The 26024-nt window shown below is 58.4% G+C and carries 20 protein-coding genes; 18 read left to right on the forward strand and 2 right to left on the reverse strand.

Annotation, left to right across the window (positions count from 1 at the left end; translation table 11 throughout):
• The first annotated feature begins 94 nt into the window (after positions 1-94).
• From V5279_RS09315 to V5279_RS09365, 11 genes are all read left to right on the forward strand, one after another.
• Positions 95-1546: an aldehyde dehydrogenase family protein gene (locus V5279_RS09315; protein ID WP_338696637.1), complete on the forward strand. Its 1452-nt coding sequence runs from the start codon at positions 95-97 to the stop codon at positions 1544-1546.
• Positions 1547-1721: 175 nt separating this feature from the next.
• Entirely contained in the window at positions 1722-3215 is a 1494-nt protein-coding gene (locus V5279_RS09320) for an FAD-linked oxidase C-terminal domain-containing protein (RefSeq protein WP_338696639.1), read from the forward strand.
• A 60-nt stretch (positions 3216-3275) separates the two neighbouring features.
• Positions 3276-4514: an FAD-binding protein gene (locus V5279_RS09325; RefSeq protein ID WP_338696641.1), complete on the forward strand. Its 1239-nt coding sequence runs from the start codon at positions 3276-3278 to the stop codon at positions 4512-4514.
• Positions 4511-5842 (forward strand): glycolate oxidase subunit GlcF, encoded by a 1332-nt coding sequence (gene glcF / locus V5279_RS09330; RefSeq protein ID WP_338696643.1) that lies wholly within the window; start codon positions 4511-4513, stop codon positions 5840-5842. The genes V5279_RS09325 and glcF overlap by 4 nt, the downstream gene beginning before the upstream one ends.
• 219 nt (positions 5843-6061) lie before the next feature.
• A complete protein-coding gene (locus tag V5279_RS09335; protein WP_338696645.1) occupies positions 6062-7201 on the forward strand; it encodes a phosphonoacetaldehyde reductase in 1140 nt (379 codons plus the stop codon).
• A gap of 183 nt (positions 7202-7384) precedes the next feature.
• The gene (locus V5279_RS09340) at positions 7385-8692 is read left to right on the forward strand and encodes an MFS transporter (RefSeq protein WP_338696647.1); all 1308 of its coding nucleotides are present in this window, start codon (positions 7385-7387) and stop codon (positions 8690-8692) included.
• A 19-nt stretch (positions 8693-8711) separates the two neighbouring features.
• Positions 8712-9641, forward strand: a complete 930-nt coding sequence (locus V5279_RS09345) for an alpha/beta hydrolase (protein WP_338696649.1) — start codon at positions 8712-8714, stop codon at positions 9639-9641.
• A gap of 19 nt (positions 9642-9660) precedes the next feature.
• Entirely contained in the window at positions 9661-10083 is a 423-nt protein-coding gene (gene fosX, locus V5279_RS09350; RefSeq protein WP_338696651.1) for a FosX/FosE/FosI family fosfomycin resistance hydrolase, read from the forward strand.
• Positions 10084-10293: 210 nt separating this feature from the next.
• Positions 10294-11661: a hypothetical protein gene (locus V5279_RS09355; protein ID WP_338696653.1), complete on the forward strand. Its 1368-nt coding sequence runs from the start codon at positions 10294-10296 to the stop codon at positions 11659-11661.
• Positions 11646-12302, forward strand: coding sequence for a transketolase-like TK C-terminal-containing protein (locus V5279_RS09360; protein ID WP_338696655.1), 657 nt, complete (start codon positions 11646-11648; stop codon positions 12300-12302). Before V5279_RS09355 ends, V5279_RS09360 begins: the two co-directional genes overlap by 16 nt.
• Positions 12299-13153, forward strand: coding sequence for an inositol monophosphatase family protein (locus tag V5279_RS09365; RefSeq protein WP_338696657.1), 855 nt, complete (start codon positions 12299-12301; stop codon positions 13151-13153). Before V5279_RS09360 ends, V5279_RS09365 begins: the two co-directional genes overlap by 4 nt.
• On the opposite strand, the gene V5279_RS09370 is transcribed toward V5279_RS09365, so the two are convergent.
• A protein-coding gene (locus V5279_RS09370) for an IS3 family transposase (RefSeq protein ID WP_338691735.1) occupies positions 13150-14501 on the reverse strand; the annotation gives its coding sequence in 2 pieces (ribosomal slippage) (positions 13150-14165 and positions 14165-14501; 1353 coding nt in all). The two genes, V5279_RS09365 and V5279_RS09370, sit on opposite strands and share 4 nt — an antisense overlap.
• 418 nt (positions 14502-14919) lie before the next feature.
• Here V5279_RS09370 and gph point away from each other — a divergent pair.
• The 4 genes from gph (at position 14920) to V5279_RS09390 (ending at position 20274) form a co-directional block, all read left to right on the forward strand.
• On the forward strand, positions 14920-15657 hold the full coding sequence (gene gph, locus V5279_RS09375) for a phosphoglycolate phosphatase (RefSeq protein WP_338696659.1): 738 nt from the start codon (positions 14920-14922) through the stop codon (positions 15655-15657).
• 219 nt (positions 15658-15876) lie between these two features.
• The gene (locus V5279_RS09380) at positions 15877-17625 is read left to right on the forward strand and encodes a Na/Pi cotransporter family protein (RefSeq protein WP_338696661.1); all 1749 of its coding nucleotides are present in this window, start codon (positions 15877-15879) and stop codon (positions 17623-17625) included.
• A 128-nt stretch (positions 17626-17753) separates the two neighbouring features.
• Positions 17754-19709 carry a methyl-accepting chemotaxis protein gene (locus V5279_RS09385; protein ID WP_338696663.1) on the forward strand — a complete coding sequence of 652 codons (1956 nt, stop codon included), beginning with the start codon at positions 17754-17756 and terminating at the stop codon, positions 19707-19709.
• A 139-nt stretch (positions 19710-19848) separates the two neighbouring features.
• A complete protein-coding gene (locus V5279_RS09390; protein WP_338696665.1) occupies positions 19849-20274 on the forward strand; it encodes a GFA family protein in 426 nt (141 codons plus the stop codon).
• Between the two features lie 380 nt (positions 20275-20654).
• Here V5279_RS09390 and V5279_RS09395 read toward each other — a convergent pair whose 3' ends face one another.
• Positions 20655-21356: a glutathione S-transferase family protein gene (locus V5279_RS09395; RefSeq protein ID WP_338696667.1), complete on the reverse strand. Its 702-nt coding sequence runs from the start codon at positions 21354-21356 to the stop codon at positions 20655-20657.
• Positions 21357-22120: 764 nt separating this feature from the next.
• On the opposite strand from V5279_RS09395, the gene phnA reads away from it, so the two are divergent.
• The 3 genes from phnA (at position 22121) to V5279_RS09410 (ending at position 25933) form a co-directional block, all read left to right on the forward strand.
• Entirely contained in the window at positions 22121-23365 is a 1245-nt protein-coding gene (gene phnA / locus V5279_RS09400; RefSeq protein ID WP_338696669.1) for a phosphonoacetate hydrolase, read from the forward strand.
• Between the two features lie 133 nt (positions 23366-23498).
• The gene (locus V5279_RS09405; RefSeq protein ID WP_338696671.1) at positions 23499-24812 is read left to right on the forward strand and encodes an MFS transporter; all 1314 of its coding nucleotides are present in this window, start codon (positions 23499-23501) and stop codon (positions 24810-24812) included.
• A 65-nt stretch (positions 24813-24877) separates the two neighbouring features.
• On the forward strand, positions 24878-25933 hold the full coding sequence (locus V5279_RS09410; RefSeq protein WP_338696673.1) for an ABC transporter substrate-binding protein: 1056 nt from the start codon (positions 24878-24880) through the stop codon (positions 25931-25933).
• The last annotated feature ends 91 nt before the right edge of the window (positions 25934-26024 follow it).

A 26024-nucleotide genomic window follows, 5' to 3' on the forward strand; every position in this document is an offset into this window, starting at 1 on the left:
TCCCTCGTCGCCGTAAGCAATGCCAGGTCAAGTGCAGCTCGAGCAATTGTGGAGCCGGGCGCCAACAAAAACAGGCAGCGAAGAGAGGAACGAAATGAAGTCGCCAGAACTCAAATATCGTCCCAAAGGGTTTTATATCGGCGGAGAGTGGGTGGCGCCCCAATCGGGTGGCAGTTTCTCTACATTCAATCCATCCAATATGAAGAAAATCGGGGAAGTCCCCAATGCCACCAGCGCTGATGTCGACCGCGCGGTGGCTGCGGCGAAGAAGGCGTTCCCGGAATGGTCGCAGGTGCCGATCAAGGAGCGGGCTCGATGCCTGGTGAACTTGGCCAAGGCAATCGAAGACAACATTGACGAGCTTTCGTTGATGGATGCTGTCGATTCCGGCAATGCTATTGTCGGAATGCGCGGGGATATGACCTGGACTGCTGACTGGCTGCGATACTGCGCCGGTCTCATTACGGAGATAAAGGGGCAGACGTTCTCGCAGGGGCCCCGCCACCTCAATCTGACGCGTCGGCAACCGTATGGTGTTGTGGCTAAGATCAACCCTTTCAATCATCCATTCAGATTCTGTGCCGAAAAGGCAGCTGCTCCGCTCGCTGCGGGCAATTGCGTTGTCATCAAAGGCTCCGATCAGGCCCCGCTTTCCAGTCTCCGTCTCGGTGAATTGTGCGAAGGCATCTTTCCGAAGGGTGTCGTCAACATCATCACGGGTGATGGCGCTATCGGAGCGGCGTTGGTTCGGCATCCCGATGTGTCGCGCATTGGGTTTGTGGGATCAGTCCCGACCGGCCGCGCGATTGCACGGGACGCCGCGGAGGGGCTGAAGCGGGTCAGCCTGGAGCTCGGAGGCAAAAACCCCATCATTGTGTTCCCGGATGCCGATCCGAAGAAGGCGGCCTCGGCCGCCATCAAGGGCATGAACATGAACCGGCAGGGTCAATCTTGTAGTTCGACTTCCAGAGTGCTCGTTCATTCGTCCCTGCGGGAAGCAGTCACAGCTGAGTTGGTCAAGCTGTCGGAAGCACTCCCGATTGGAGCGCCGTGGCTCCCGGAAAACGAGGTTGGCCCTGTTGTTTCGGAAAAGCAATTCAAACGGGTCATGGAGTTCATCGAGTCCGCAAAAAAGCAGGGCGCAAACCTTCTTACGGGCGCTGGCAAGCCGAAGGATCCGGAACTAAGCGATGGTCTCTTCATTGCGCCGACCATCTTCGACAATGTTACGCCTCAGATGCGGATTGGCCACGAAGAGATTTTCGGGCCTGTAATGTCTGTATTTAGCTGGGACAGCTACGAGGACATGATTCAGGTGGCGAATGGGATAGAGTACGGATTGACGGCCGCGATCGTCACGAATGACCTCGCGAAAGCGATGGAGACGGCGGAGCGGGTCGATGCCGGGTATGTCTGGATAAATTCCAACGGACGATACATGGGAGCCCCCTATGGAGGTTGGAAGCAAAGTGGAATCGGCGAAGAAGAGTGCTTCGAAGAAATTCTTAGTTACACGCAGGTGAAAAACATCAACATGCGTTGGTAGAGGGTTCTTGAGCACGATCGAGAGGCCCGCCGCACGGCGGGCCTTTGTATTGGCTGACCACGGTTCACAGGCTGTTTCGTCGACAAGGGTCACAAACAGCCGCGACCGCACCTTGCGAGCGAAGAGCGTTGATGGTGTTTGACGTTTCGTCGCGTCAAACGCTCTGGAGAAAGTTATGGCCATACTGATGCCGGCCTCTGACCTTACGGTTCTAGGGCGCCGCGATGCTATTGTGGAGGCGTTGCGCGCAATCGTGCCGGGCGAAGGCGTGATCGACAGCGCCGCGGAGATGCGGGCCTACGAATCCGATGGGCTGACCGCATACGGGCAGCCGCCGATGGTCGTCGTGCTGCCCGACACCACCGAGCAGGTCTCGCGCGTCCTGAAATATTGTGCCGGGCAGGGGATCAAGGTGGTCCCGCGTGGCTCCGGCACTTCGCTGTCCGGGGGCGCGCTGCCGCTGGAAGATGGCGTGCTGCTCGGGCTCGGCAAGTTCAAGCGGATCCGCGAGATCGATTTCGATAACCGCGTCGTCGTCACCGAGCCCGGCGTCACCAATCTTGCGATCAGCCAGGCGGTCGCGCATGCCGGCTTCTATTACGCGCCCGACCCGTCCTCGCAGATCGCCTGCTCGATCGGCGGCAATGTCGCGGAAAATTCCGGCGGCGTGCATTGCCTCAAATACGGCATGACCACCAACAACGTGCTCGGTTGCGAGATTGTGCTGATGAGCGGCGAGATTTTGCGCATCGGCGGCAAGTCGGCCGATAACACCGGCTACGACCTGATGGGTGTCATCACCGGCTCGGAAGGCCTGCTCGGGGTCATCACCGAGATCACGGTGCGCATCTTGCAAAAGCCGGAGACGGCCCGCGCGCTGATGGTCGGCTTTGCCGAGGTCGAGGCCGCCGGCGAATGCGTGGCGCGGATCATCGGCGCCGGCATTATTCCCGGCGGCATGGAGATGATGGACAAGCCCGCGATCCACGCCGCGGAAGCCTTCGTCCACGCGGGCTATCCGCTTGACGTCGAGGCGCTGCTGATCATCGAGCTCGACGGTCCTAAGATCGAGGTCGACGAGCTGATCACGCGGGTCGAGACCATCGCCAACGGCTGCGGCTGGACCACCTGCCAGATCTCGACCTCGGAGGCCGAGCGCAATTTGTTCTGGGCGGGCCGGAAAGCTGCGTTCCCGGCGGTGGGGCGCATCTCGCCCGACTATCTCTGCATGGACGGCACCATTCCCCGCGGCGCGCTGCCGAAGGCCTTGGCGCGGATCCGCGAGCTCTCGGAAAAATACCAGCTCGGCTGCGCCAACGTGTTCCACGCCGGCGACGGCAATCTGCATCCGTTGATCTTGTACGATGCCAACAAGTCCGGCGAGATCGAGCGCGCCGAAGCTTTTGGTGCCGACATCCTGCGCGCCTGCGTCGAGTTCGGCGGCGTGCTCACCGGCGAGCACGGCGTCGGCATCGAGAAGCGCGACCTCATGGGCGACATGTTCACCGAGATTGATCTCAACCAGCAGCAGCGGCTGAAATGCGCCTTCGACGCACAGGGTCTGCTCAATCCCGGCAAGGTGTTTCCGACCCTGCACCGCTGCGCCGAACTCGGCCGCATGCATGTGCACGCGGGCAGGCTGGCTTTCCCGGACATTCCCCGGTTCTAGCGCCGATCGCGGCACCTGCCTTATTTGCTTCCAGTTGTAAACTTGGATACCGGCTCAGTCGTGGATAGGCTTAAAGTCAGAGACGCCAAAGACGTCGAAGAGGTGGTGCGCGCGGCGATTGCCAATGAGCAGCCGCTCGAGATCATCGGTCATGGCAGCAAGCGCAGCATCGGGCACGCGATGGCGACCAATGCCGTGCTCGACGTCTCCGCGCTGAATGCGGTCACCTCCTATGAGCCCAACGAATTGATCGTGACGCTCCAGGCCGGCGCGCCGCTGGCCGACGTGCTGTCGCTGATCGATGCCAAGAACCAGCAATTCGCCTTCGAGCCGATCAACACCGCCCCGATGCTCGGCACGCCCGTATCAGGCACCATCGGCGGCATGATCGCGGCCGGGCTGGCCGGTCCGCGCCGGATCAAGGCGGGTGGGGCGCGCGACCATCTCCTGGGGGCGCATGCCATCTCCGGCTTCGGCGACAGCTTCAAGACCGGCGGCAAGGTGGTGAAGAACGTCACAGGTTACGACCTCTGCAAGCTACTTTCGGGCTCCTGGGGCACGCTGTCGGTGATGACCGAAGTGACGCTGAAGGTGATGCCGAAGCCCGAGGCCGAGCGGACGCTGCTGTTGCGCGGGCTCGACGAGGCCGCCGCGAACAAGGCGATGACCGCGGCCCTCGGCTCGCCCTTCGACGTCTCCGCCGCCGCGCATCTGCCGAAATCGGCCTTCCGCGCCAGGACCGACGGGCTTGGCGATATCGCCGGCCAGGACGAGGCGCTGACGGTGCTGCGGCTCGAGGGCATCATGGCTTCTGCGAGCCACCGCGCCGGCTCGCTGCGCGAATTGCTGGCGCCTTTCGGAACCGCAACCCTGATCGAGGATGCAGAGTCATCAACGTTGTGGGCGACCATCCGCGACGTGCTGCCGTTCGCGGCCGGCGGCGCGCTCGGCGCCTGGCCGGTGTGGCGGATCGTCTGTCCGCCGGCTTCGGGCGCGGCGCTCGGCACGCACTTGACGCGCGAGACGGGCGGCGATGTCATCTATGACTGGGGCGGCGGGCTGATCTGGGCGGCGCTGCCGCCGAAGGCCGACGCGCATGCCCCGGCCGTGCGCCAGCGGACCCATGCGTTCGGCGGGCATGCCACGCTGATCCGGGCCGACGAGCACGTCAAGCGTAGCATCGACGTGTTCCATCCGCAAGCGCCGGGTGTCGCCGCCCTGAGCGAACGGGTCCGCGCCAGTTTCGATCCGAAGTCCATTTTGAACCGGGGACGGCTGACGCGGGGCGCTGCGGCATGAAGACCGAATTCTCACTCGCGCAGCTCGCCGACCCCGACATCGCGGAAGCCGACAAGATCCTGCGCGCCTGCGTTCATTGCGGCTTCTGCACCGCGACCTGCCCGACCTACGTGCTGCTCGGCGACGAGCTCGATAGCCCGCGCGGCCGCATCTATCTGATCAAGGAGATGCTGGAAAAGGACCAGGCGCCGACGGCCGAGGTGGTCAAGCATGTCGACCGGTGCCTGTCCTGCCTGTCCTGCATGACGACCTGCCCCTCCGGGGTGAACTACATGCACCTCGTCGATCAGGCCCGTGTCAGGATCGAGCAGCGCTATCAGCGGTCGCTCGCCGAACGGCTGCTGCGCCAGGTGCTGACCTTCGTCCTGCCGGACCCCCGGCGCTTTCGCGCGAGCATGGTGTTGGCGCGGCTGGCCCGGCCCTTTGCCGTCTTCCTGCCGACGCCGCGGCCGTCAGCCACGCCCGGCCTGATCCAGCGCCTCAAGGCAATGCTGGCGCTGGCCCCGAGCTGGCTGCCGGCGCCAGGCGCCCTTCCGGGCAGCGTGTTCGCGGCGCGCGGCAAGAAGTGCGGCCGGGTCGCGCTGCTCCAGGGCTGCGCCCAGCAGGTGCTGGCGCCGCGCATCAACCAGGCCGCCATCAGCCTCCTCACCCGTCACGGCATCGAGGTCGTCCTGGTCAAGGACGAGCAGTGCTGCGGCGCGCTGACCCATCACCTCGGCAACGACCAGGATGCACTGGCGCGGGCGCGCGCCAACGTCACGGTGTGGCGGAAGGAAGCAGCCGGCGGAGGGCTCGACGCCATCCTGGTGACGGCGTCCGGCTGCGGCACCGTGATCAAGGACTACGGCTATCTCCTGCGCGAGGATCAAGCCTTCGCGGCCGATGCCGCCAAGGTGTCGGCGCTCGCCAAAGACATCACCGAGTATCTCACGGACCTTCAACTTCATCCATCAAGCGAAGAATTCGATCTGACGGTCGCCTATCACTCGGCTTGTTCATTGCAGCACGGACAAAAGATCACGCACGCACCGAAAGAATTGCTTTCGAAGGTCGGGTTCCTGGTGAAGGATATACCCGAGGGGCACTTGTGTTGTGGCTCGGCTGGCACCTACAACATCCTCCAGCCGGACATCGCGAATAAATTGCGTGATCGAAAGGTTGCCAATATCGCAACGCTCCAGCCGGACGTGATCGCTGCAGGTAACATCGGTTGCATGGTGCAGCTAGCGAGCGGCGCATCGATCCCCGTTGTGCATACGGTTGAGCTGCTGGACTGGGCCACCGGTGGAGCAAAGCCGCAGTTGAGCAGCGGCGTTCGGCCGAAATAGAGCGATTCGAGAGCGTCGGGTTCTTGCGCCGGGACATGAATGCCCAGGCGAACGTTGGCCTGTGGGCGAGTCATGCTTCATCGATAGGTGATGCAACCCAGAGCGCTTTTCGCAAGCGTTGAACCTGACCGATTCGCGCAATCTGCTCGTATAGATTTTTTCACTAGCTTCTTAGGGAAAATGAATTTTGTGATGAAACCGCGGGAGCGTATTTCAAGCATGAACAATACCATTCAAAGAGGAAACAACGCGATGACGGCATCTTGGCAATACACTAATCCGGTCAAAATCGATTTTGGGGTTGGTGCTGCCGATCGCCTCAAACAAAAGATCGGAGGCAGGCCGTACTGCCTGCTCACCTACGGGGACAATCCTCACTTCATTGAGCTCGGTGACAAGATTTCGGCCAAGGCCGGAAAACCCGCCGTCGTCGTGCGTGACGTCGAGCCAAATCCGAGCTTCATCGGTTTGAGGAAAGCGTGCTCCTCTTATATGAAGGCCAGCTCCCCACCCCAGGTGATCGTCGCGCTTGGCGGGGGCTCTGTGATCGACACCGCGAAAGTTCTCGCGGCAGCCAATGGTGACTTTGCCCGCGTACAGTCCTTCCTTGAAGGCGCGCCAGGCGCGAAGCTCAAGCCCGAAGTCGCGATCATCGCAGTCCCGACCACGGCGGGTACTGGGAGTGAGGTGACTTCGTGGGCAACGGTGTGGGACACTGAAAAGAAGAAGAAGTATTCGCTGGCATTGCCGGAATTGTATCCCGAATACGCAGTGATCGATCCTTCGCTAGCTGTTGGGCTCCCGCGCGATCTCACCGTAAGTACCGGGCTCGATGCCCTTTCTCATGCACTCGAGAGTATCTGGAACGTAAACGCAAACCCGGTTTCGACGCACCACGCAATCTTTGCCGCGCGCGAAGTCATTGATGTGTTGCCGCGTCTGGCCTCAGACCTTACAAATATTGACCACAGGGCGAGGCTGGCGCGCGCCTGTATGTTTGCCGGGCTCGCGTTTTCGAACACGAAAACCGCACTTGCTCACTCTCTATCCTACTATCTGACGCTGCATTACGGCACCGTTCATGGAATTGCATGCTCGTTCTCGCTGCCGGCGGTGATGCGTAGCGTCGTAGGAAAGAACGTCGCGTGCGACGAAGCGCTGTCTGCGATCTTCGGAAACGATCTCGCCCTTGGTGCGAATAAGCTCGAGATCACTCTGAATCAGCTCGGCGTATCGACACTCGCAACGGACTACGGTCCGAGCAAATCCGAGTGGATCGACGCCGTAAACGACGCGCTTATCGGAGAGCGGGGAAAGAACTTCATCGGTGATCGAGAGGCCGTACTTAGCGCGGTTTAGTCCTGAGGTTGCGATCGCGGTCATCGCTGGTTTCAGCGGTGACCGCAAACGCCAATTCGTCCATCTGCCCGCTTCCTTGGTCTGCTTGATCGCGGTGCCAATGCGAAGCGGTTCAATACAACAAAGAAAAAAGATCAATTCGGGTGTGAAACGGCACAGAGCCGAAAGCCAAGGAGCTTCGACATGTCAATTACCATGGGTCGGACGAGCAACGCTTCTGTCGGCGTGTTAAACCCGGAATTGGAGATCTCGTTCCGCCGTGCGCAGTGGCGCATGCTTCTCGCAACTTGCTTCTGTTACCTCTTCTTCTATCTCGGACGACAAACGTTCGGCTTTGCGATTCCCGGCATCCAGGCCGAGCTTGGTCTCTCTAAGCAATTTCTTGGCTGGGTCAGCGCCACGATGTTGTGGTGCTACTCCATTGGGCAGGCGATCAACGGAAATCTTGGCGACAAGTACGGCGGCAGGCGCGCGATGACCGCGGGAGCCATCTTGTCTTGTGCTGCGAACTGGTGCGTCAGCTTTGGCACAGGGTTTTGGACGCTGTGCGTTCCTTGGGGCGCGAATGGCTATTTCCAGGCGTTGGGCTGGGCTCCGGGTAGCCGCCTTCTGTCCAATTGGTGGGGAGCTAGCGAGCGTGGCAAGGTTTATGGCTTCTACCTGTTTGCCTCAGGTGCGGCTTCAGTCCTGGCCTTTATCAGTTCGATTGTTGTGATCGACATTCTTCATCTTGATTGGCGCTGGATATTCCGAGTTCCTGTGCTGCTGATGCTCCTTGCTGGAGTCATCTACTTCTTCATCGTTCGGGACACTCCGGAGGAACTCGGCTACAAGTCGCCTCACGATGAAGAGAAGTCGCCGAGTCCGACGGCCAGTCAACAAGCCGTCGACGACGGGGAGAGTTCATTTCAGCGTTACAAGGCAGTATTGAGCAATTGGCGGATCTCGATCGCTGGTCTCACGATTGGCTTTGCCAACGCCGCAAGGTACGGCCTCGTCGTATGGGTGCCAGTGCACTTCCTGGGCAATGCGGCTTCCGCGAGTTCGGGCCAGCGCTGGATTAGCGTCGCGCTCCCCTGCGGTATGGCGATCGGAGCTATTACCAACGGTTGGGTCTCGGACCGGCTGTTCGGATCGCATCGCGGCAACGCAATTGCGCTCTACATGTTCTTTGCTATCGGAACTTCGATCGCAATGTACTTTATCCCGACCTCTGACGCTGCCATGGGCATTTGCGCGCTATTTCTCTGCGGGTTTTTCGTCTTCGGGCCGTACGCATCGTTGTACGCGCTTTGCCCGGATCTGGTAGGCGTCAAACGTGCGGGGACGGCGACGGGAATATTGAACTTTTATTCTTACCTCCTCGCAGGACTGATCGAGCCGACAATCGGAGGAATTCTCGACCACTATCATGACACTTCGAATATCTTCCTTGTCGTTGCCGCGTCGAGCGCCCTGAGCTTCACAACTGCTCTGTTCATCCGGCGATAGACCGATCGAGGAAACTCAAATGCAAATGAAATACTGCAAGACCGCTGAACTCGAGATTGCGTACGAGGAGCGCGGTTCTTCGGATGGCTTTCCTGTGATCTTTCTTCACGGATTTCCTGACGATCCACGGACTTGGGATGGTGTTGTAGAACCGCTCCTTAAAATGGGCTTTCGAACGATCGCTCCATACTTGCGCGGCTATGGCCAGACCCGTTTCCTGAAGGAGGGCTTTGTTGGCAGTGGGCAGCAAGCTGCTTTGGGCAAGGATCTCCTCGATCTCATGGATGGCCTGCACTTAAAGGACGTCGGTCTCGTCGGTTATGATTGGGGTGGCCGCGCAGCCTGCATCGTCGCCGCGTTGTGGCCGGAGCGTGTCCGCTGGCTGGTGTCGATTGGAGGATATCACATCCAGAACATCGCAAATGCTCATGTACCGTCTCATCCTGAGCAAGAGCTGCGCTTTTGGTATCAGTGGTACTTCGGTGCAGAACGCGGCGTGCTGGGTCTCAAGAAAAATCGATACGAACTGTGCAAGCTACTTTGGAAGCTTTGGTCGCCGAATCTGGATTTTACGGATGAGGAGTATGATCGAACTGCCAAGTCGTTTGATAACGCCTCCTTTGTCGATGTCGTGATTCACTGCTATCGACATCGATATCGCACCGCTCCCGGCGCCGCCGAATTCGAAGAAATCGAGCAGCGGCTTGCGGAATTGCCGAAGATTCCAGTTCCGACCGTTGTTTTGCACGGGGGGACTGACGGGTGCAAGCCGCCCGACGATTCTCAGTCGCATGACAAATTTTTCACAAGCTTTTACGAGCGCCGAATTGTGAAGCAGGCGGGGCACATTCTATCTCGGGAGGATCCCGGCACGGTTTTGAAAGCCATCTTGGATGTATCGGCCGCCGGTGTTGGCGGACAGCGCCCTGCCACCTCTGCACGAGTGTAGAAAATCTAAGGAAAATTCCATGGTCGAGGGCGTCAGTCACATTACCTTCATCGTGAAAGATCTCGAAAAAAGTGCGAGGATCTTCGTCGATGGGTTGGGCGGCGAAGAAGTCTACTCGAGCGGCGACGCAATGTTCTCCGTCAGTCGGGAAAAATTCTTCCTTGTCGGTGGTCAATGGATCGCGATCATGGAGGGCGATCCGCTGCCGGCTCGGACCTACAATCACGTAGCGTTCAAGATCAACGCCGGCGAGGTCGATAAGTATCTCACAGCGCTGAAGAAGCTCGGGCTGGAGATAAGGCCGCCCAGATCTCGGGTGGAAGGAGAGGGCGAGTCGATCTACTTTTACGATTACGACAATCACACCTTCGAACTTCACACCGGTACATTAAAAGAACGTCTGGCGAGATATGCGAAGGATGTGAATGCATCGAGCGAGTAGTCGCTCCAGGGGAGCCTGCTTCTGATCGACCCTTAGGGGATCGGTGACATAGAAGCCCGGTTTACGAGGAGTGGCAGCGTGTCAACGAAGGGGGCTCATCTAGCCACAAAAGTTGTGAGCAGTTTGTGGCGCGACGCGTCAATCGCGAAACACATCGCGCGGATCACAGGCGCTCTTCGGATCCTATAGTTTGACTCAGATCGGAGCGACATGACCTTTCGCGTTCCGGCCCATATCGCACCTGGCCGCGATGTTTCATACTCGGAGATGGCCGATGCTATTCGCATTTTAGCGGTTGGCCCGGTCGAGAGCGAACGGCCCGATCGGCCGAAGCTGTCGATAGGTATGGCCAATCTCGCTACGGTCTTATTCTCGCGGTTCCTGAAATTCGATACAGCTGATCCGACATGGCCGGATCGAGACCGGCTGGTATTCGCGACGGGCGAAGACGCGAAGCTACGGTACGCGTTACGCTATTTGTTGGGTTATGGTGTCACGTCATCGCTCGAATGCCAAACGTGCCATCGGCAACTGCATGCGTCGGAGTATCTCGAATACTCAAGTGCACTCGACCCGGAGGCGGCTACAGACCCGGGGCAAAAGATCGCCATAGGGGCGGGCATGGCGGTCGCGGAGGGCTTGATGAATGCCCGACTCGGGAACGGTTTCATCGATCATTTCAGTTACGTGATCGGCGGAGAAGATTGTCTGAGTGGGAGAATAGGTCAGGAAGCGATTGTATTGGCCGGTCAGTTGCGCTTGAGCCGGTTGATCCTGCTGTTTGACGACAGCGGAAAATCCGGCGGAAGTGCCGGGTCACCACTCTGCTCGGACAGCACCTTAGCGTGGATCGAGGCATCGGGTTGGTCGTTGTGTCGGATCAGTGGCGATGCCCCCCTTGCGATCGCGGCCGCTATCGATCGCGCCCAACGGAGTGATCGCCCGTCGTTGATAGTCTGCCGCTCGATCGGTTCATCCAGCGCGTCCCATCGTGACAAGACAGAACCAACGCGCGTCCCTTTGCCTGCCTCCGAGGTGAAGGATGTGGCTCTCTTCGCTCCGAATGAACTCCGCGCCGCCTTCCCGGTCCGGGATGCGGTCTTGGCCAAGTGGCGCCAGATCGGGCGACGTTGGGGTGCTGCCCGACGCGAATGGATTGAACGTGCCAGGCAACGTTCATCCAGGCCCCGCTCACCATATCACGCCGCGGTAAATCGCAATCTTCCGTTCGGCCTCACGGAAGCGATGAAGGAGTTGCGGCAATGCTTCACGACAAGAGAGCCAAGTATCTGCACCCAAGATGCTTCGGGGCGTGTGATCGAGGGAATGGCAAGTACGCTCCCAAATTTGCTTCGAAATTCAGCGAACGTTGCTCGATCTGGATCGACGCGGAGTAGGGTAACGTGCTCTTTACAGTCCACAACGTTTGCATCCGATCATATTCATCTTTTGCAAAACGGCGCGATGGCCGCGGCCGTGAACGGCATCGCATTGCACGGGGGCTTCATTCCTACTACGACACGCATCTCGACATCGCTGATAGCAGCCGTTGCGCGCTTGATGTGGCGGCCAAGCTGAATGTCCGCGTGATACATCTGATCACGCAAGACTTTGAAAGTAAGGCCCAAGGTGGCGTTATCCATCAGACGGCTGCACCCTTGGCGTCGCTCCGTGGAATTCCGAATTTGCTGGTCTTCCGCCCTGGCGACGCCGTAGAAGCGGCGGAAGCGTGGGAATGCGTCTTGCGCGCACAGGCAAACCCCTCCGTTCTCTACCTGTCCCGGCAGATGCTCCCGACGTTCCGTAAGTCGATCAGCGACGCCAACCTCGTGGCTTTCGGTGCTTACGTTGTGCTTGAGCCGGAAGATGGGCGTGATATCACATTGATCGCGACCGGCTCGGAGGTCACGGTCGCGCTTGAGGCCGCGAAACGTCTCGAACGCCATCATATTCGTGCTGCGGTCGTCTCGGCTCCTTGCTTTGAACTATTTTCCGGGCAGCCGGAAACGTACCGGGCCGCGGTTCTCGGAAATGTCCCGCGGATCGGCATCGAAGCCGGGCCCGAGGGCGACTGGACGAGTTGGATCGGCGGCTGCGGAGAATTTGTATGTATTTCCCCAGCGAATGCTGTTGGGGTTTGCCGAGAGCCAGGCATTGACGCGAGAATAGTTGCAACGATCGCGCTCAAGCGCGTTACTAACGCACGAGCTACAGGATGAGCAGGTCTAACCACACCGACTCGCGGTTACTGGTGGCGATTGAGGTAGCCCGAGCAGTTGGTGCGACCGTCAAGGCGCAGCGGGCTCTTAGCGCAGGGGTAGAGGTCAGGAGAAAGGGGCCTCAAGATTATGTCACCGCTACAGATGAGGAAGCGGAGTTCGAGATTCGAAAACGCATTTCCAGCATGTTTCCGTCCGATGCGACTGTCGGCGAGGAAATGGGAGGAACGATCAGCGGCGCCACTTGGTTTGTGGACCCGATAGACGGAACGACCAACTTCATCCGTGAGGGGACGCATTACGCGATTTCGATAGGTTTCGCGCTGGATGGTAGACCCTGCATTGGAGTTGTCTACGATCCGGAAGCCGACTTGCTGTTTTCGGCCCAACTTGGTGCTGGTGCGTACTGCAATGGCGCGCCGATCGTAGCCGCAAGTACAGACGACCTGTCGGCCGCTTGTGTAGAAGTCGGCTGCTGGCGACGGCGTCCTCCACCATCGAACTACACCAGCGCCGTCCTGCGGATGCTTTCTTTGGGATTGGAGTTTCGCTGGAAGGGATGCGCAGCCCTGGCGCTTGCCGACGTCGCTCGCGGTCGCAGCGACGGCTTCTATGGGCTGCATCTCAATTCCTGGGACGCCGTCGCAGGCATCGTTCTGGTTAACGAAGCAGGAGGGCGGACGACGGATTTTTGGTCGGGCAACGGCTTACAAAGAGGCAACGCGCTTCTAGCGTGCGCGCCGAAGCTATTTGACAGACTGCTTGAGGCGACCTGTCCGTCGTCAGATAATTTGAGACTAATCAGGCTTTTCGAGAAGGGAGGCTCTGGCTCATCTGTTGTTGGAGTTTAAGCGGCCTGCAGTTGGTGCTGCAAGCGGCGGTTTGCGATGGTCTCACGCTTGATGCGCTGTCGTTCGGTTAGGATGGTCTCGGCTCTGCCGAAGTAGACGTCAGCCGGGGTCAGGTTTTTGATGCTCTCATGATAGCGGACGTGGTTGTAATGCTCGACGAAGGCGCCGATCTGCCGTTCGAGGTGGCGAGGTAGATAATAGTTCTCGAGCAGAATGCGGTTCTTCAGGGTCTGATGCCAGCGCTCGATCTTTCCCTGGGTTTGGGGATGATACGGAGCGCCGCGCACGTGCTGCATGCCCTTGTATTCGAGCCACCTGGCCAGATCGTCCGCGACGTAACTCGAACCATTGTCGCTGAGAAGCCTCGGCCGGTGCGCGACGGTGATGTGGTCAAGGCCGGAGGCCGCGAGTGCCTGGTCGAGTGTGGCCGTGACGTCGGAGGCACACATCGTGGGACCAAGCCTCCAGGCGACGATGTAACGCGAGAAGTCATCGAGCACGGTCGACAGGTAGTACCAGCCCCAGCCGGTGATCTTGAGGTAGGTAAAGTCGGTCTGCCAGAGCTGGTTGATGGCGGTGGTCTTGTCCTTGAACTCGTTCGCCGCCTTGATCACCACATAGGCGGGGCTGGTGATGAGGTCATGCGCCTTCAGCAGCCGATAGACCGATGCCTCGGAGACAAAATACTTCCGTTCGTCGGTGAACCGCACGGCCAGCTCGCGCGGCGACAGCTCGGGCAGCTCCAGCGCCAGGTCGATGATCTGGCCCCGCACATCGTCGGGGATGCGATTCCATATCCGGTCAGGTCGAGACCGGTGGTCAGCCAGCGCCTCGACGCCGCCATCACGATAGCGATCATACCATCTATAAAACGTGGCGCGTGGGATCCCGAGCTTGTCCAGCGTGCGCTTGGCCGGCAGGTGCGACTGCTCGACCAACTGGATGATCTCGGCCTTCTCGGACGCAGGATATCTCATGCCTCGTCCTCCCCATCCCCGTTCATGCTTTTTTTGAGTAGGCGGTTCTCAAGGGTGAGGTCGGCCACGACTTCCTTCAATGCGGCCGTCTCACGACGGAGATCCGTCACCTCGCCGGAGGTCGCCGCACGCGCCGTATCGCCCGCCAGGCGGCGCTTACCGGCTTCGAGGAACTCCTTCGACCAGCCGTAATACATTGAGGCGGCAATGCCCTCACGCCGGCAGAGCTCGGAGATGTTCTCCTCGCCCCGCAGTCCTTCCAGCACGATGCGGATCTTCTCTTCCGCCGAATACTGCCGGCGGGTCTGGCGCCGAATGTCCCTTAGTACCTGTTCTGCCGGCGCTTTGCCCGGTCCGGATTTCTGCTTCATCTTCGCTCCTGGTGGCTACGATGAACCAGAAATCCTCCCTCCGCAAAATCCTTCAATTTGTCTCACACGCCCTGACGGCAAACACCCGGCCGAAAATTCAGCGGCCTCAAGGCTATCGAAGTCTTGGGGGGGGCGATTTCAAACCGATCGCAAGCGCCGGCCGGAGATCGGCCGAATAACTTCATAATGATCCTGCCGCGACACAGCAGGCTGCCTCCAATCCCCGAACGGGAGCCGCGAGCCGATCTGCCCGATGGAATCATGTCCGTGACCAGGTGGGACGTAAACTGCATTTGCGCGGGGCGGCCGGTAGGGGTCAAGGGCCCCGCATTTTGAGGCTAGGACATGTGACGAGGCCTCACATATGTGTGCAATTTATTCGATTGAATCTCACTTGGTATAGTTCATACGCTTCAGTATGGCGAAGCAGAACGCAATCCAAGCAGTTATTTTCGATCTCGATGGGACACTCGTCGATAGCGCCGAAGACTTGCGCGCGGCGCTCAATCAGTTGCTATCAGAACTCGGTCTCCGATCCATCGAAGCAGCCGAGGTCCACGGCATGATCGGCGATGGCGTGCTTAAACTGGTTGAGCGGGGATTGAGCGCCGTGGGCGCCAACTCAACGCAAGCCGAAGTCGTTCTCCCGCGCTTTCTCGAGATTTACCAAGCCGATCCCGCCAAGCTCACCCGCCCCTACGCCGGCGTCGTCGAAACGCTATCTGCGTTTAAGCGTGCTCGCATCCGTATGGCCGTTGTGACAAACAAGCCGTTCACGGCCGCCATGCAAATTTTGCAGGCTCTATCCCTTGCCGATTACTTTTTGGCCGTCGTGGGCGGTGACAGCCTGCCATACCGAAAGCCTCGCCCGGAACCAATGCTCGAAGCTATTCGACAACTTCGCGTTGGCTTGGGTCAATCGATTGTGGTTGGCGACAACATACATGATGTCGAGGCCGCACATGCTGCCGGGATGCGTTGCATCGCGGTGAGCTATGGGTATCACCACTTGCCGCCGTCCGAATTCAACGCTGACCATCTCGTCGATCGGTTCGAGCAGATTGTGCCGCTTGTACTGGAGTCCCTGAGAAACAGCGAGCATTCCAGCGGTGTACAGATCAGTGGCGCAACCCATTCCTCCCAAGCTGTCAAATAGCGGTGCCGATACTTTGCACGGGGCGGGAGCAACGAGTAGCCGTTGAGCGAGCGTTGGCTCGAAAGCCAGATCTAATTCTGGCCAACGAAGCCTTTCTCGGCCGTGATTCAGAGTTCGCCCGCCTACTGCTGCACTAATGTTCTTGCTTGTTTCCGGCTTACGCGATCGGCGTCCTCCGCAGAGAAGATCATCCGACTCTGCGATCAACTAAGGAAGGCAATGGGTACGACCATACTCCTCAATCTCATTGGCGGAATTGCGCTCCTGTTATGGGGACTGCATATGGTGCAGTCCGGGATCTTGAGAGCGTTCGGCGCGGATCTGCGTCGCGTCCTGGCGACCGCACTGCGCAACCGTTTCGCTGCCCTACTCGCTGGCATCGGCGCGACGGCGCTCCTACAAAGCAGCACGGCGACCACACTGATGACCGCCACCTTTCTGGGAGACGGCCTGGTTGGACTTGTGCCCGCGTTGGCGATCGTGCTTGGCGCGAATATCGGCACGACCTTGATCGTCCAGATTTTCAGTTTCGATGTATCCGTGATAGCGCCGGTACTCCTCGGCATCGGGGTCATCGCATTCAAGAACAGCGTGAGAACCCGATTCCGCGACCTTGGCCGGGTCGCCATAGGCCTTGGCTTAATGCTGCTTTCGCTGCATATGCTGCTCGAAACGTTGTCGACGGCGGAATCTGCACCTAACGTCCGAGCGCTGCTTAGCGCCATTACGGGCATGCCGCTGCTCAATGTCATCTTCGGCGCTGCGCTCGCCTGGGCGGCGCATTCAAGCGTTGCCGTGGTGCTGCTGGTAATTTCGCTGGCTCATTCCGGCTTTGTCCCTCCTGTCGCGGCTCTCGCTTTGGTGTTGGGTGCAAACCTGGGTTCGGCAATCAATCCGATGGTGGAAGGCGGCAGTCTCACCAATCCGATTGCTCGACGTCTGCCGCTCGGAAATCTAATCAATCGGGTAGTCGGATGCGTCCTGGTACTGCCGTTCCTTCAACTGATCACCGATTCGATGGGCGCTCTCTATACCGGCCCTATCCGCTTGATCGCGGACTTTCATACGTTGTTCAACGTCGCGCTTGCGGCTCTTTTTTTCATTCCACTTCCGGCGTTCGCCAAGCTCTTGCAATGGCTCCTACCTCCACCTGTCACCGCCTCCGACCCGTCTGAGCCCATCTATCTCGATGCCGCTGTAATTGGGACGCCCTCATTGGCGCTTACGAGCGCAGCTCGGGAAGCCTTACATATGGGCGATTTAGTCGAGACCATGCTGCGGGAAACGATGACCGCCTTGGCTACAGACGACCGGCGACTTGTTTCATCAATCGAGCGCGCCGACAATGCCGTCGACAAACTGCACGAAGCGATCAAGCTCTATGTCACCAAAGTGACCAGAGAAAGTCTCGACGACCGCGAGGCGAGCCGAGCGATGGAAATCATCGCATTCTCGATAAACCTTGAGCATATCGGCGATATCATCGACAAGAATCTGATGGAGCTTGCAGCAAAGAAGATCAAGAATCGGCTGCACTTTTCGAACGAAGGTGCGGCAGAGTTGCAAGCGTTTCACCGGCGAGTGATCGAAAATCTGAAGCTAGCGTTGACTGTCTTCATCACCGGTGAAGTGAAAATTGCCCGTCAATTGATCGCAGAAAAAGTAGCCATTCGGCAGGCAGAGCGAATCGCGGCCGAAAATCACCTGATTCGGCTGCGCGAAGGCCACCTTGCCAGCATCGAGACCAGTTCGCTGCATCTCGATATCCTTCGAGATTTGAAGCGAATTCACTCTCATATTTGCTCGGTGGCTTATCCGGTGCTGGAAGCGGTTGGCGAGTTGCAGCCGAGCAGGCTGAAGATATTGGAAGCTGAAGTTGCGCTAGGAGCCGAGCGGGCAGAATCATCGGACGGCCAACCGACGGCAGCGCTGGCACACGGTGCCGAGATCGCCGCAAGGGCGAAATAGCACACGCGAAACTCGAGCGCTTAGCCGGAGAAATCAAAGCTAGAACAACATACTCTGCGATGAAACGCACATCGAAGTCGGAGTTGCGGTGGGGCGCCGCTATCCTTGCGGCCTAGGGGGCATTGGGAATGATAAGATCGATTTCAGCGCGCATGATCGTTGCGATCACACTGGTCGCCGCCGGTACTTGCTGCACGCTTGCGGCTTTCAGCATGTGGCAACAGCAGACCCTAGTTGCCACTGCAGCGGAGCGGGAGCTGCAGAACGACTATCTCAATCTGATCGGAGCGTTGAATGCTGAAATCCGCACCGTTCTGGCGGTGGCGGAAGTATTGGCCGCAATGCCTCAATTGAGGGAGGCGATCCACGCACAAGACAGAAACGCTGCGTTGGCCGCGCTTGAGCAATCGTACTCCAAAATCAAGCTGCGGGGCCTCGAACTCGTCACGATTGCGCGGCCGCCAGGCATCGGCTTCGCACGAAGTCACAATCCCAAGATATTTGGTGACGATCTGCGCGAGCGACGCAAGACGATCGCGAACGCGATGACCACGCGCCGGCCGCTTGGCGGTGTGGAAGCCGGCACGGCAGTGCTCAACGTATTCGGCAGCGCACCGATAAAGGATGGCGATGACGTCATCGGCGTCGCGGACGTGGGGGCGCCATTCGGCAAGGCTTTCGTTGATAGCATGAAGGCGCGATTCCACGTCGATGTCGCGATACACCAGCTGGACGGCGAAGCAGTCAAGACCTTGGCATCGACATTTTCCGAACTAAGTGTCGATCTGCCAATTGTTCGGCAAGCCTTGGCCGGCAAGTTGATCGTTCGGCAGGCGAAGCTCGACGGCCGCGCCACTGCGACGGCGTTTGGACAGATCCTGGGGTTTTCCGGTGAGCCCATAGCCGTGTTCGAGATTGCGCGGGACACCGGTGCCTATCAAAGGCTGATCGAGTCATCGATGACCTGGATGGCGTTCGCCTCATTCGGTGCGCTGCTACTGGCTGGCGTCGTCGCGACTTTACTGGGCCGCAACATGGCTAAGCCCATCCGGGCCCTTGGAGTTGCGATGCGATCCTTGGCAGGCGGTGAGCACACGGTTGTCGTGCCAGGCGCGGGGCGCGTCGACGAGATCGGTGAGATGGCGGGTGCCGTCGAGGTGTTTAAGACCGGGCTGATCGAGGCCGACCAACTGCGTGGAACTCAGGAAGCGCAACGCATCCGCGCTCAACATGAACGGCGCGATACTATGAACGCACTTGCGTCTCGTTTCGAGAAAAGCGTCGGCACCGTGGTCGATACACTTGGGCATGCGGCCGGGGAAATGCGCAACACCGCGCAGTCAATGGCAGCCAACGCCGAGAAGTCGACGCGACAAAGTTCGGAGGTCGTCAGCGCCTCTAACGAGGCAGCGCAAAGCGCCGAGGCCGTCGCCGCAGCTGTCGAGGAGCTCAATGCGTCGATCGGAGAGATTGCCCAGCAAGTCAACGAATCGGCTCGCGTTGCCGGTGACGCCGCCTCGCAGGCCAACTCGACCAATGGAGAGGTTCAGAGCCTCGCCGAAGCGGCTCAAAAGATCGGCGACGTCGTTAAACTGATCAGTGAGATCGCGGAACAGACCAACTTGCTGGCCCTCAACGCTACCATCGAGGCGGCGCGCGCGGGAGCTGTGGGGCAGGGCTTTGCGGTGGTGGCCTCTGAAGTTAAGGCGTTGGCAGCCCAGACCTCGAACGCGACGGAAGATATTGCGGCGCAAATCGGGGCTATTCAGAGCGCGACCAGGCATTCCGCTGAGTCCATCCAGGCAATTACTCTTACGATCCACAAGGTCAGTGAGATTTCCAGTACGATCGCGGCGGCTGTAGAGGAGCAGGGCGCTGCTACATTGGAGATTTCGCGGAACGTTTCGGCGGCTGCTCGCGGTACCAGCATTGTTTCGCAAAACATTGCGGGCGTGAGCAGTGCGGCTCGAGAAACCGGTTTGAGCGCCTCGCGTGTGGTCGAGGCTGCAGAGGACCTTTCCCAGAGTGGGGAAGATCTGCGTACCCAGGTGGACGCCTTTCTACGCGAGGTGAGGGGCTCATGACAGCACGCTGATCGCGAAGATGGTAAGCGCTCGAGTAGACGATCTCGATCACTGCGGGTAGGACGTTGTCATCCCATCGCCCTCCGGTCGAACCAAACGCCGCTAAGGCGGCGCCATCAACATCAGGTAGGATACAGACATGCAGGCTGCAACGAACATTCGAACTGGTCAGTGCCATTGCGGCGCGGTGCGTTTCGAGGCGACCCTCAGCGACGGCTTCAATTCGATCCTGCGCTGCAACTGTTCTTACTGCCGGATGCGAGGCGCCGTCGTCGTCATGGCGGGATCGGGCGGGATCAAGTTGCTACAGGGTGAGGATGCGCTAACAAGCTACCGATTCCATACCGAAACAGCTAAGCACTTCTTCTGTTCTCGCTGCGGAATATACACGTACCATCAACGACGATCTGATCCTAACAAGTATGGTGTGAACGTTGCCTGCCTAGATGGTGTGAGCCCGTTCGACTTCCATGAAGTGCCGGTCGTAGATGGTGTCAATCATCCAAACGACACTAAAAGGCGAGGAGGCCGAGCAGGAACCCTCCGTTTCATCCTGGCCGACTAACGATGACTACAGCGGCAAGCGCCTAGAGCACGTTCGAGAGGGTACCTGAACGTCTTTAGGTTGATTTGCCAGGGCGTCGGACCCATGACGGGAGCCGGCGCCGATCCGCAAGCGAGTTGCGCACATGGCGGCTACAACCTCGATCTGTCCGCCCCTCGGCGTTAATCGCGCCGTTGGTTCGGATGTGCGATACTGGCTGGCTGCCGGCTGCGTATGGCCACGTCGCACGAGCCGGTCGATGCCGTCCTCAACTTGCTGCGGTTGGGTGGCGGTTGGCTCTTGACCTTCCGCCCGGCGAACGATCGGCAACCTGTGCCGTCCTGATGCGAGCGCTTGTTCGAAAGCATCAGCCGAGACCGCTACCATGGGACAGCCGTATCTTAAGCGCGAGGGCTGAACTGCGATTCGCCGAAAAGCAAGTCGTGCGACTTCTCGTCAACCACAATTCCGCGCTTCTCTCCCTCCGAAAGCGGTTTGAGTCCAGCTATGACGGCAGGACGCGCGGCGATAGACTGAAACCATCGCCGTACATTCGGGTAATCCTCGAGCCTCTGTCCATGCCGCTCGTGCCGCCTAACCCAAGGGAAGCTCGCAATGTCCGCGATGCTATAGTCGTCGCCGGCGAGATAGGAAGCGTCCCTCAGCCGCCTGTCCATGACCCCGTAGAGTCGCGCCGACGCCCGCGTGTAGCGATCGATCGAATACGGATGTTTTTCTTTGGCGTAGTGCCTGAAGTGGTGAGCCTGCCCGAACATTGGTCCCACGCCACCCATCTGGAACATAAGCCACTCTACCACTCGATACGGCTCGCGCGCAGTTTGGGGCAGGAATTGCCGGGCCTTTTCCGCGAGATAAAGCAAGATCGCGCCGGACTCGAAAATGCTGATCGGCTTGCCGTCCGGGCCGTTGGGATCAACTATGGCCGGTATCTTGTTGTTTGGACTTATCCTGAGGAAGTCAGGTGCAAACTGGTCGCCCCTGCCGATGTCGACCGGGCAGGCCTCATAGGGAAGCCCAATCTCCTCCAGCATGATGGACGCCTTGTACCCATTCGACATCGCCCACATGTACAGCTTAATCATGGTTATTCCGATTTTGCGCAAGCCACGATTGGCCAGAGCCACCCAGGACCAATTGTGCGCCGTTCGGCAGACGTCTTGAACGACCGCACAACGAATGTATTGCGCAATGTCACATCCTCCTCCTTCCGAACAGGCCGACCGCAAGAGTCTTGGCCGAATATGCGTCGAATTGGATCGCCTCAGATGAGCGTTTTCGCCGGGCTTTCTAAGGTTGGGTTCGTTGCGCCTCTGTCGCTGGATCATATCTGATCGCAGGCCAATTTAATTTCGCGGAAGGAGCGTCCTCACCCGCAATTAATGGATCGCGCTGCGCCGTATGGCTGGTTCTCAGCACCTGGTTGCATGAGAAGCCAACGCGAACCACCCTAGGTGAGAGTTCATGCCTCCGCCGTGCAAGGTCTGAGGTCAAAGAATTCAGCGTCGAGGCCCTCCACAGTGATCCATTACCTCTCGCTTTGATCAGCCCAACGGCAGATTGGATTTCGGCCTTACCCGTTCGGGCCACTGCGAAAAGTCGGCATTGGCCATTTTTCTCCAAATCTCATGCTCGGCCGGAAGACGCGCATTAGCATGGTCGCGAACGAACGAGGGTGAAAAGGTCGAGATATAGGACAGTTACCTGGGCCTAGGCTCGTTGTAAGTCAATGGACAATTGGTCTGGCGTACGTGAGAACTACTCACACTTGGGTGAGTTATTATCGATTTTGTTCTTCAGGCCAATCCCTAGAAGTCACGCCAGAGAGAGAACTCAAGGTGATGACTTCATGACAAAACACGATGGCGGCGCGGTAAATGTAAATGGGCGGGACTACAAGATCCCGGCGCTTCCGGCGGTTGTGATCTGCTTCGACGGTTGCGATCCCCGATACATCTCGCATGGACGATCGACGGGACTATTTTCCAACATATCGCGGATCATGTCGGAAGGATTCTACGCTATCGCCGATGCGGCGATGCCGACCTTCACTAATCCGAACAATATGTCGATCGTCGCCGGAGCACCGCCGAAAGTACACGGCATATCTGGAAATTACTATCTCGATAGGGCAAGCGGCAAAGAGATCATGATCACGGATGCGTCGCTCGTGTCTTCAGGCACGATCTTAGCGGCGCTTTCCGAGGCCGGTGTTCGCGTTGCCGTCGTGACGGCGAAGGACAAGCTGCGAAAGATGCTAGGGAGCGGTCTGAAGGGCATCTGCTTCTCATCAGAGAAGGCCAAGGAAGCAACCATCACCGAGAATGGGATCGACAACGTCGAAAAGCTGGTGGGGCGCTCGACTCCGAATATGTACAGCCCTGATCTTTCGCTATTCGTCCTCGATGCTGGCATCAAGCTTCTTGAGAAGGAAAGTGCGGACGTCCTTTACTTATCGCTGTCCGATATGGTGCAGCATAGCGCGGCGCCGGGCGAGGAACTTGCCGATCATTTCAACCGGGAGGTCGACAAGCGCGTTGGACGACTGATCGAACTCGGTGCAGTCGTCGGAATCGTCGCCGATCACGGTATGACCGAAAAGTGCACGCCTGAGGGTGAACCTCAGGTCGTTTATCTCGAAACCGAATTGAACAAGAAGTTTGGAGCGAATTCGGTACGGGTAATCTGCCCGATCACCGATCCGTTCGTAAAGCACCACGGAGCGCTAGGCTCGTTCGTCCGTGTTTATGCGACCGGAAAGGTGCCCGCGGATGTGCTGATGGACGCCGCCGCGCGCATTCCTGGCGTTGTGCTCGACGGGGTCAGCGCGGCCGAGCGTTACGAAATGCCGCTTGAGCGCGAAGGTGACTTCATCGCAGTCGGCGATACTTACACCGCAATTGGCTCTCGCCCCGACGAGCACGATCTGTCCGGCTTGAACGGTCACCGATTGCGCTCTCACGGAGGACTTTCCGAGCAGCCGGTGCCGTTCATGGTGTCCAGAAAGCTGAATGACAAATACCGAACGATCGCGACGGAGCGTCGCCTTCGCAACTTCGATATCTTCGATTTCGTCCTCAACGGCGTCGCGTGAGCGGAGACGACACCATCATCCGCATCAGAAAAATGACCGCAATTGTCGAAGCCTAGAAGTGTGAAATTCCTAGATCGGGCAAACAAGACCTGACCGGGCAATTGGAAACGTCGCAGCTACGGGAGCAAACGAAATGCCGAGCCTCGCTTCGGAGTCTGAGATCCACGCCTCAACTTTGCGAAGAGTAACGATTCGAATCATTCCTTTCTTCATGGTGTGCTACCTATTTGCCTATATTGATCGCACGAACCTCGGCTTCGCGGCCCTCCAAATGAACGCCGACCTCTCGATCTCGGCAACAGTCTATGGAACGGCTGTCAGTATGTTCTTCGTCAGCTATATGCTGTTCGAAGTGCCGAGCAACCTGATGCTGGAGCGCATCGGTGCAAAACGATGGATAGCAAGCCTCATGATTATTTGGGGTTTGATTTCCATTTCAATGGCTTTCGTCACGGGTCCGGTTTCACTCTATCTAGTTCGCTTCCTGCTCGGTATGGCCGAGGCCGGCTTCTTTCCCGGCGTTATTCTATATCTAACATATTGGATTCCGCGGGCGGATCGGGCGAAGATCATCGGAATGTTCCTCATCGCTCAGCCGTTGTCCGGATTTATCGGATCGCCGCTTTCCGGCGCTCTTCTGGGATTAGACGGGTGGCACGGTTTGCGTGGATGGCAATGGCTGTTCATTTTGGAGGCCTTGCCCGCGACATTGCTCGGCTTCGTGTTCTTGTCGTTCATTAGCGACAAGCCCGCTCAGGCGGCGTGGCTCAGTGACGAGCAACGCAATTGGTTAGTCAATAAGATCGCGCAAGAGGATAAGGTCGCTTCCGCGGCTCACGCCCCTCTTTGGCACATGCTGAAAGATCGTCGGGTCCTTACGCTCGGGCTAGTCTACGCCGGCGCGGTGATGGCTGAATATGGCCTTATCTTCTGGCTTCCGCAGATGATCAAGGAGTTCGGTCTTACGAATTTCAAGACGGGCATCCTGGGCGCCCTGCCGTACTTAGCAGCCATGGTAGTAATGTTGCTGTGGGGATTCCACTCCGACAAGACGAAAGAACGGACGCTGCACGTGGCGATCCCGTTGCTGTGCGCGGCGACAGGATTGTGCGTATGTATCGTCTCGACAGATCTTACGGTGACGATGGCGGCACTGTGCGTCGCGTTAGTAGGATGTTTTTCCGTAAAGCCTCCGTTCTGGGCGATGACGACTGAGCGACTCCCGACAGGTTTTGTCGCAACGGCAATCGCTCAGATCAATTCTATGGCGATCTTCTCTTCAATGATCGGATCGCCAATGATCGGCTGGGTAAAGGATCAGACAGGTAGCTATGGCCTGGCGTTGATCCCACTCATCGTATTGGCCGTAATCGCCTTCGTGGTGACTCTCCTGTTGCCAAAGAAAATGGACACGAAGCCGCCCAGCGGCGCGCTGGAAGCGCGGTGACGAACTTCTCACAACAATGGTGAAGTAGGGATATTGTAAACGAACGATGGTAAAAGGAGGACGAAATGTACCGCACGAAGACGTGGATGATTGTTGCCGCGATGGCGTGTGCGTCCGGGATTAGCTTTGCTCAAACCGCATCGTCGCCACAGAATGAGAGCGGGCCCATGTCTACCACTCGACAACCTCTCGTCGTCGTGACTGGCGCGTCGACGGGCGAGGGCATCTCCTATCTGCCATTCACGCTCATGAAAGAGCACAAGCTGGTGGAGAAGCAGGCCGCGAAGTACGGCGTTCAGGTAGCAACAGAATGGCAGCGCTTTCCTAAGCCGATACCCATGCGCGAAGCGTTGGTGGACGGCAAGATTGCTTTTGCCGCGGGTGGGGTTACTCAACTGCTGGCGACCTGGGAACTGACGCGCAACACCGACAACAAGGTTAAGGGCATCGGTACGCTAAACTCGATGCCACTCACCCTTATTAGTTCGAATCCGAGCGTAAAAGCGCTAACTGACTTCACGGCAAAGGACAAGATTGCCGTGCCTACGGTGCGCACTTCGATCCAAGCCGTCGTGCTAGCGATGGCCTCAGAGAAAGCCTTTGGAAAAGGCCAGGCCGACAAGATCGAGCCGTTCACCATGTTCATGAGTCATCCGGATGCGACAAAGGCGCTTATCAATGGCAACTCGGAGGTGAATGCGCATGTCAGTTCGGCTCCGTTTGTCTATGATGAATTGGCGAAGCCTGAAGTCCATAAGGTCCTGGACAGCTACGACGTTCTCGGTGGTCCCCATACCTACAATGCAGTATGGACAAGCACCAAGTTTCATGACGCGAACCCGAAAATTGTCGAGGCCTACATCGCTGCGCTAGAAGAGGCTCACGAGATGATCAAGGCCGATCCGGCCGCTGCAGCCGCGCTCTGGCTAAGAACAGAGAACATCGAGAATATCACACCTGCTCAGGTTGAAGCGATCATCCGCGATCCGCAAAATGAGTGGACGACGACTCCCAAGAAGTTCATGGCGTTCGCCACGTTCATGAACCAGATTGGCCAAATGCCGACAAAGCCGGCGAGCTTGCAGGATTTGTTCTTCGGCAACATCAAAGGCGGCGATTAAGGCCTGAAGCCGACGGGACAAGCCGCCACGCTCGCGGGGGCAGTTTCGCAGGTGCGCGCAAGCTGTGGTTCAGCTGAGCTTGCTCGCATTT

Origin of the sequence: Bradyrhizobium sp. 26S5 (assembly GCF_036923295.1) — a bacterium.
GTDB lineage: Bacteria > Pseudomonadota > Alphaproteobacteria > Rhizobiales > Xanthobacteraceae > Bradyrhizobium > Bradyrhizobium septentrionale.

Excerpts from the sequence above, each read along its gene's own strand:
- V5279_RS09380 (WP_338696661.1), top strand. The coding sequence starts at position 15,877 with ATGGGTACGACCATACTCCTCAATCTCATTGGCGGAATTGCGCTCCTG.
- V5279_RS09390 (WP_338696665.1), top strand. The coding sequence starts at position 19,849 with ATGCAGGCTGCAACGAACATTCGAACTGGTCAGTGCCATTGCGGCGCG.
- V5279_RS09335 (WP_338696645.1), top strand. The coding sequence starts at position 6,062 with ATGAACAATACCATTCAAAGAGGAAACAACGCGATGACGGCATCTTGG.
- glcF (WP_338696643.1), top strand. The coding sequence starts at position 4,511 with ATGAAGACCGAATTCTCACTCGCGCAGCTCGCCGACCCCGACATCGCG.
- V5279_RS09395 (WP_338696667.1), bottom strand. The coding sequence starts at position 21,356 with ATGATTAAGCTGTACATGTGGGCGATGTCGAATGGGTACAAGGCGTCC.
- V5279_RS09355 (WP_338696653.1), top strand. The coding sequence starts at position 10,294 with ATGACCTTTCGCGTTCCGGCCCATATCGCACCTGGCCGCGATGTTTCA.
- V5279_RS09410 (WP_338696673.1), top strand. The coding sequence starts at position 24,878 with ATGTACCGCACGAAGACGTGGATGATTGTTGCCGCGATGGCGTGTGCG.
- V5279_RS09345 (WP_338696649.1), top strand. The coding sequence starts at position 8,712 with ATGCAAATGAAATACTGCAAGACCGCTGAACTCGAGATTGCGTACGAG.
- V5279_RS09385 (WP_338696663.1), top strand. The coding sequence starts at position 17,754 with ATGATAAGATCGATTTCAGCGCGCATGATCGTTGCGATCACACTGGTC.
- V5279_RS09405 (WP_338696671.1), top strand. The coding sequence starts at position 23,499 with ATGCCGAGCCTCGCTTCGGAGTCTGAGATCCACGCCTCAACTTTGCGA.
- V5279_RS09315 (WP_338696637.1), top strand. The coding sequence starts at position 95 with ATGAAGTCGCCAGAACTCAAATATCGTCCCAAAGGGTTTTATATCGGC.
- V5279_RS09340 (WP_338696647.1), top strand. The coding sequence starts at position 7,385 with ATGTCAATTACCATGGGTCGGACGAGCAACGCTTCTGTCGGCGTGTTA.
- fosX (WP_338696651.1), top strand. The coding sequence starts at position 9,661 with ATGGTCGAGGGCGTCAGTCACATTACCTTCATCGTGAAAGATCTCGAA.
- V5279_RS09320 (WP_338696639.1), top strand. The coding sequence starts at position 1,722 with ATGGCCATACTGATGCCGGCCTCTGACCTTACGGTTCTAGGGCGCCGC.
- gph (WP_338696659.1), top strand. The coding sequence starts at position 14,920 with ATGGCGAAGCAGAACGCAATCCAAGCAGTTATTTTCGATCTCGATGGG.
- phnA (WP_338696669.1), top strand. The coding sequence starts at position 22,121 with ATGACAAAACACGATGGCGGCGCGGTAAATGTAAATGGGCGGGACTAC.
- V5279_RS09365 (WP_338696657.1), top strand. The coding sequence starts at position 12,299 with ATGAGCAGGTCTAACCACACCGACTCGCGGTTACTGGTGGCGATTGAG.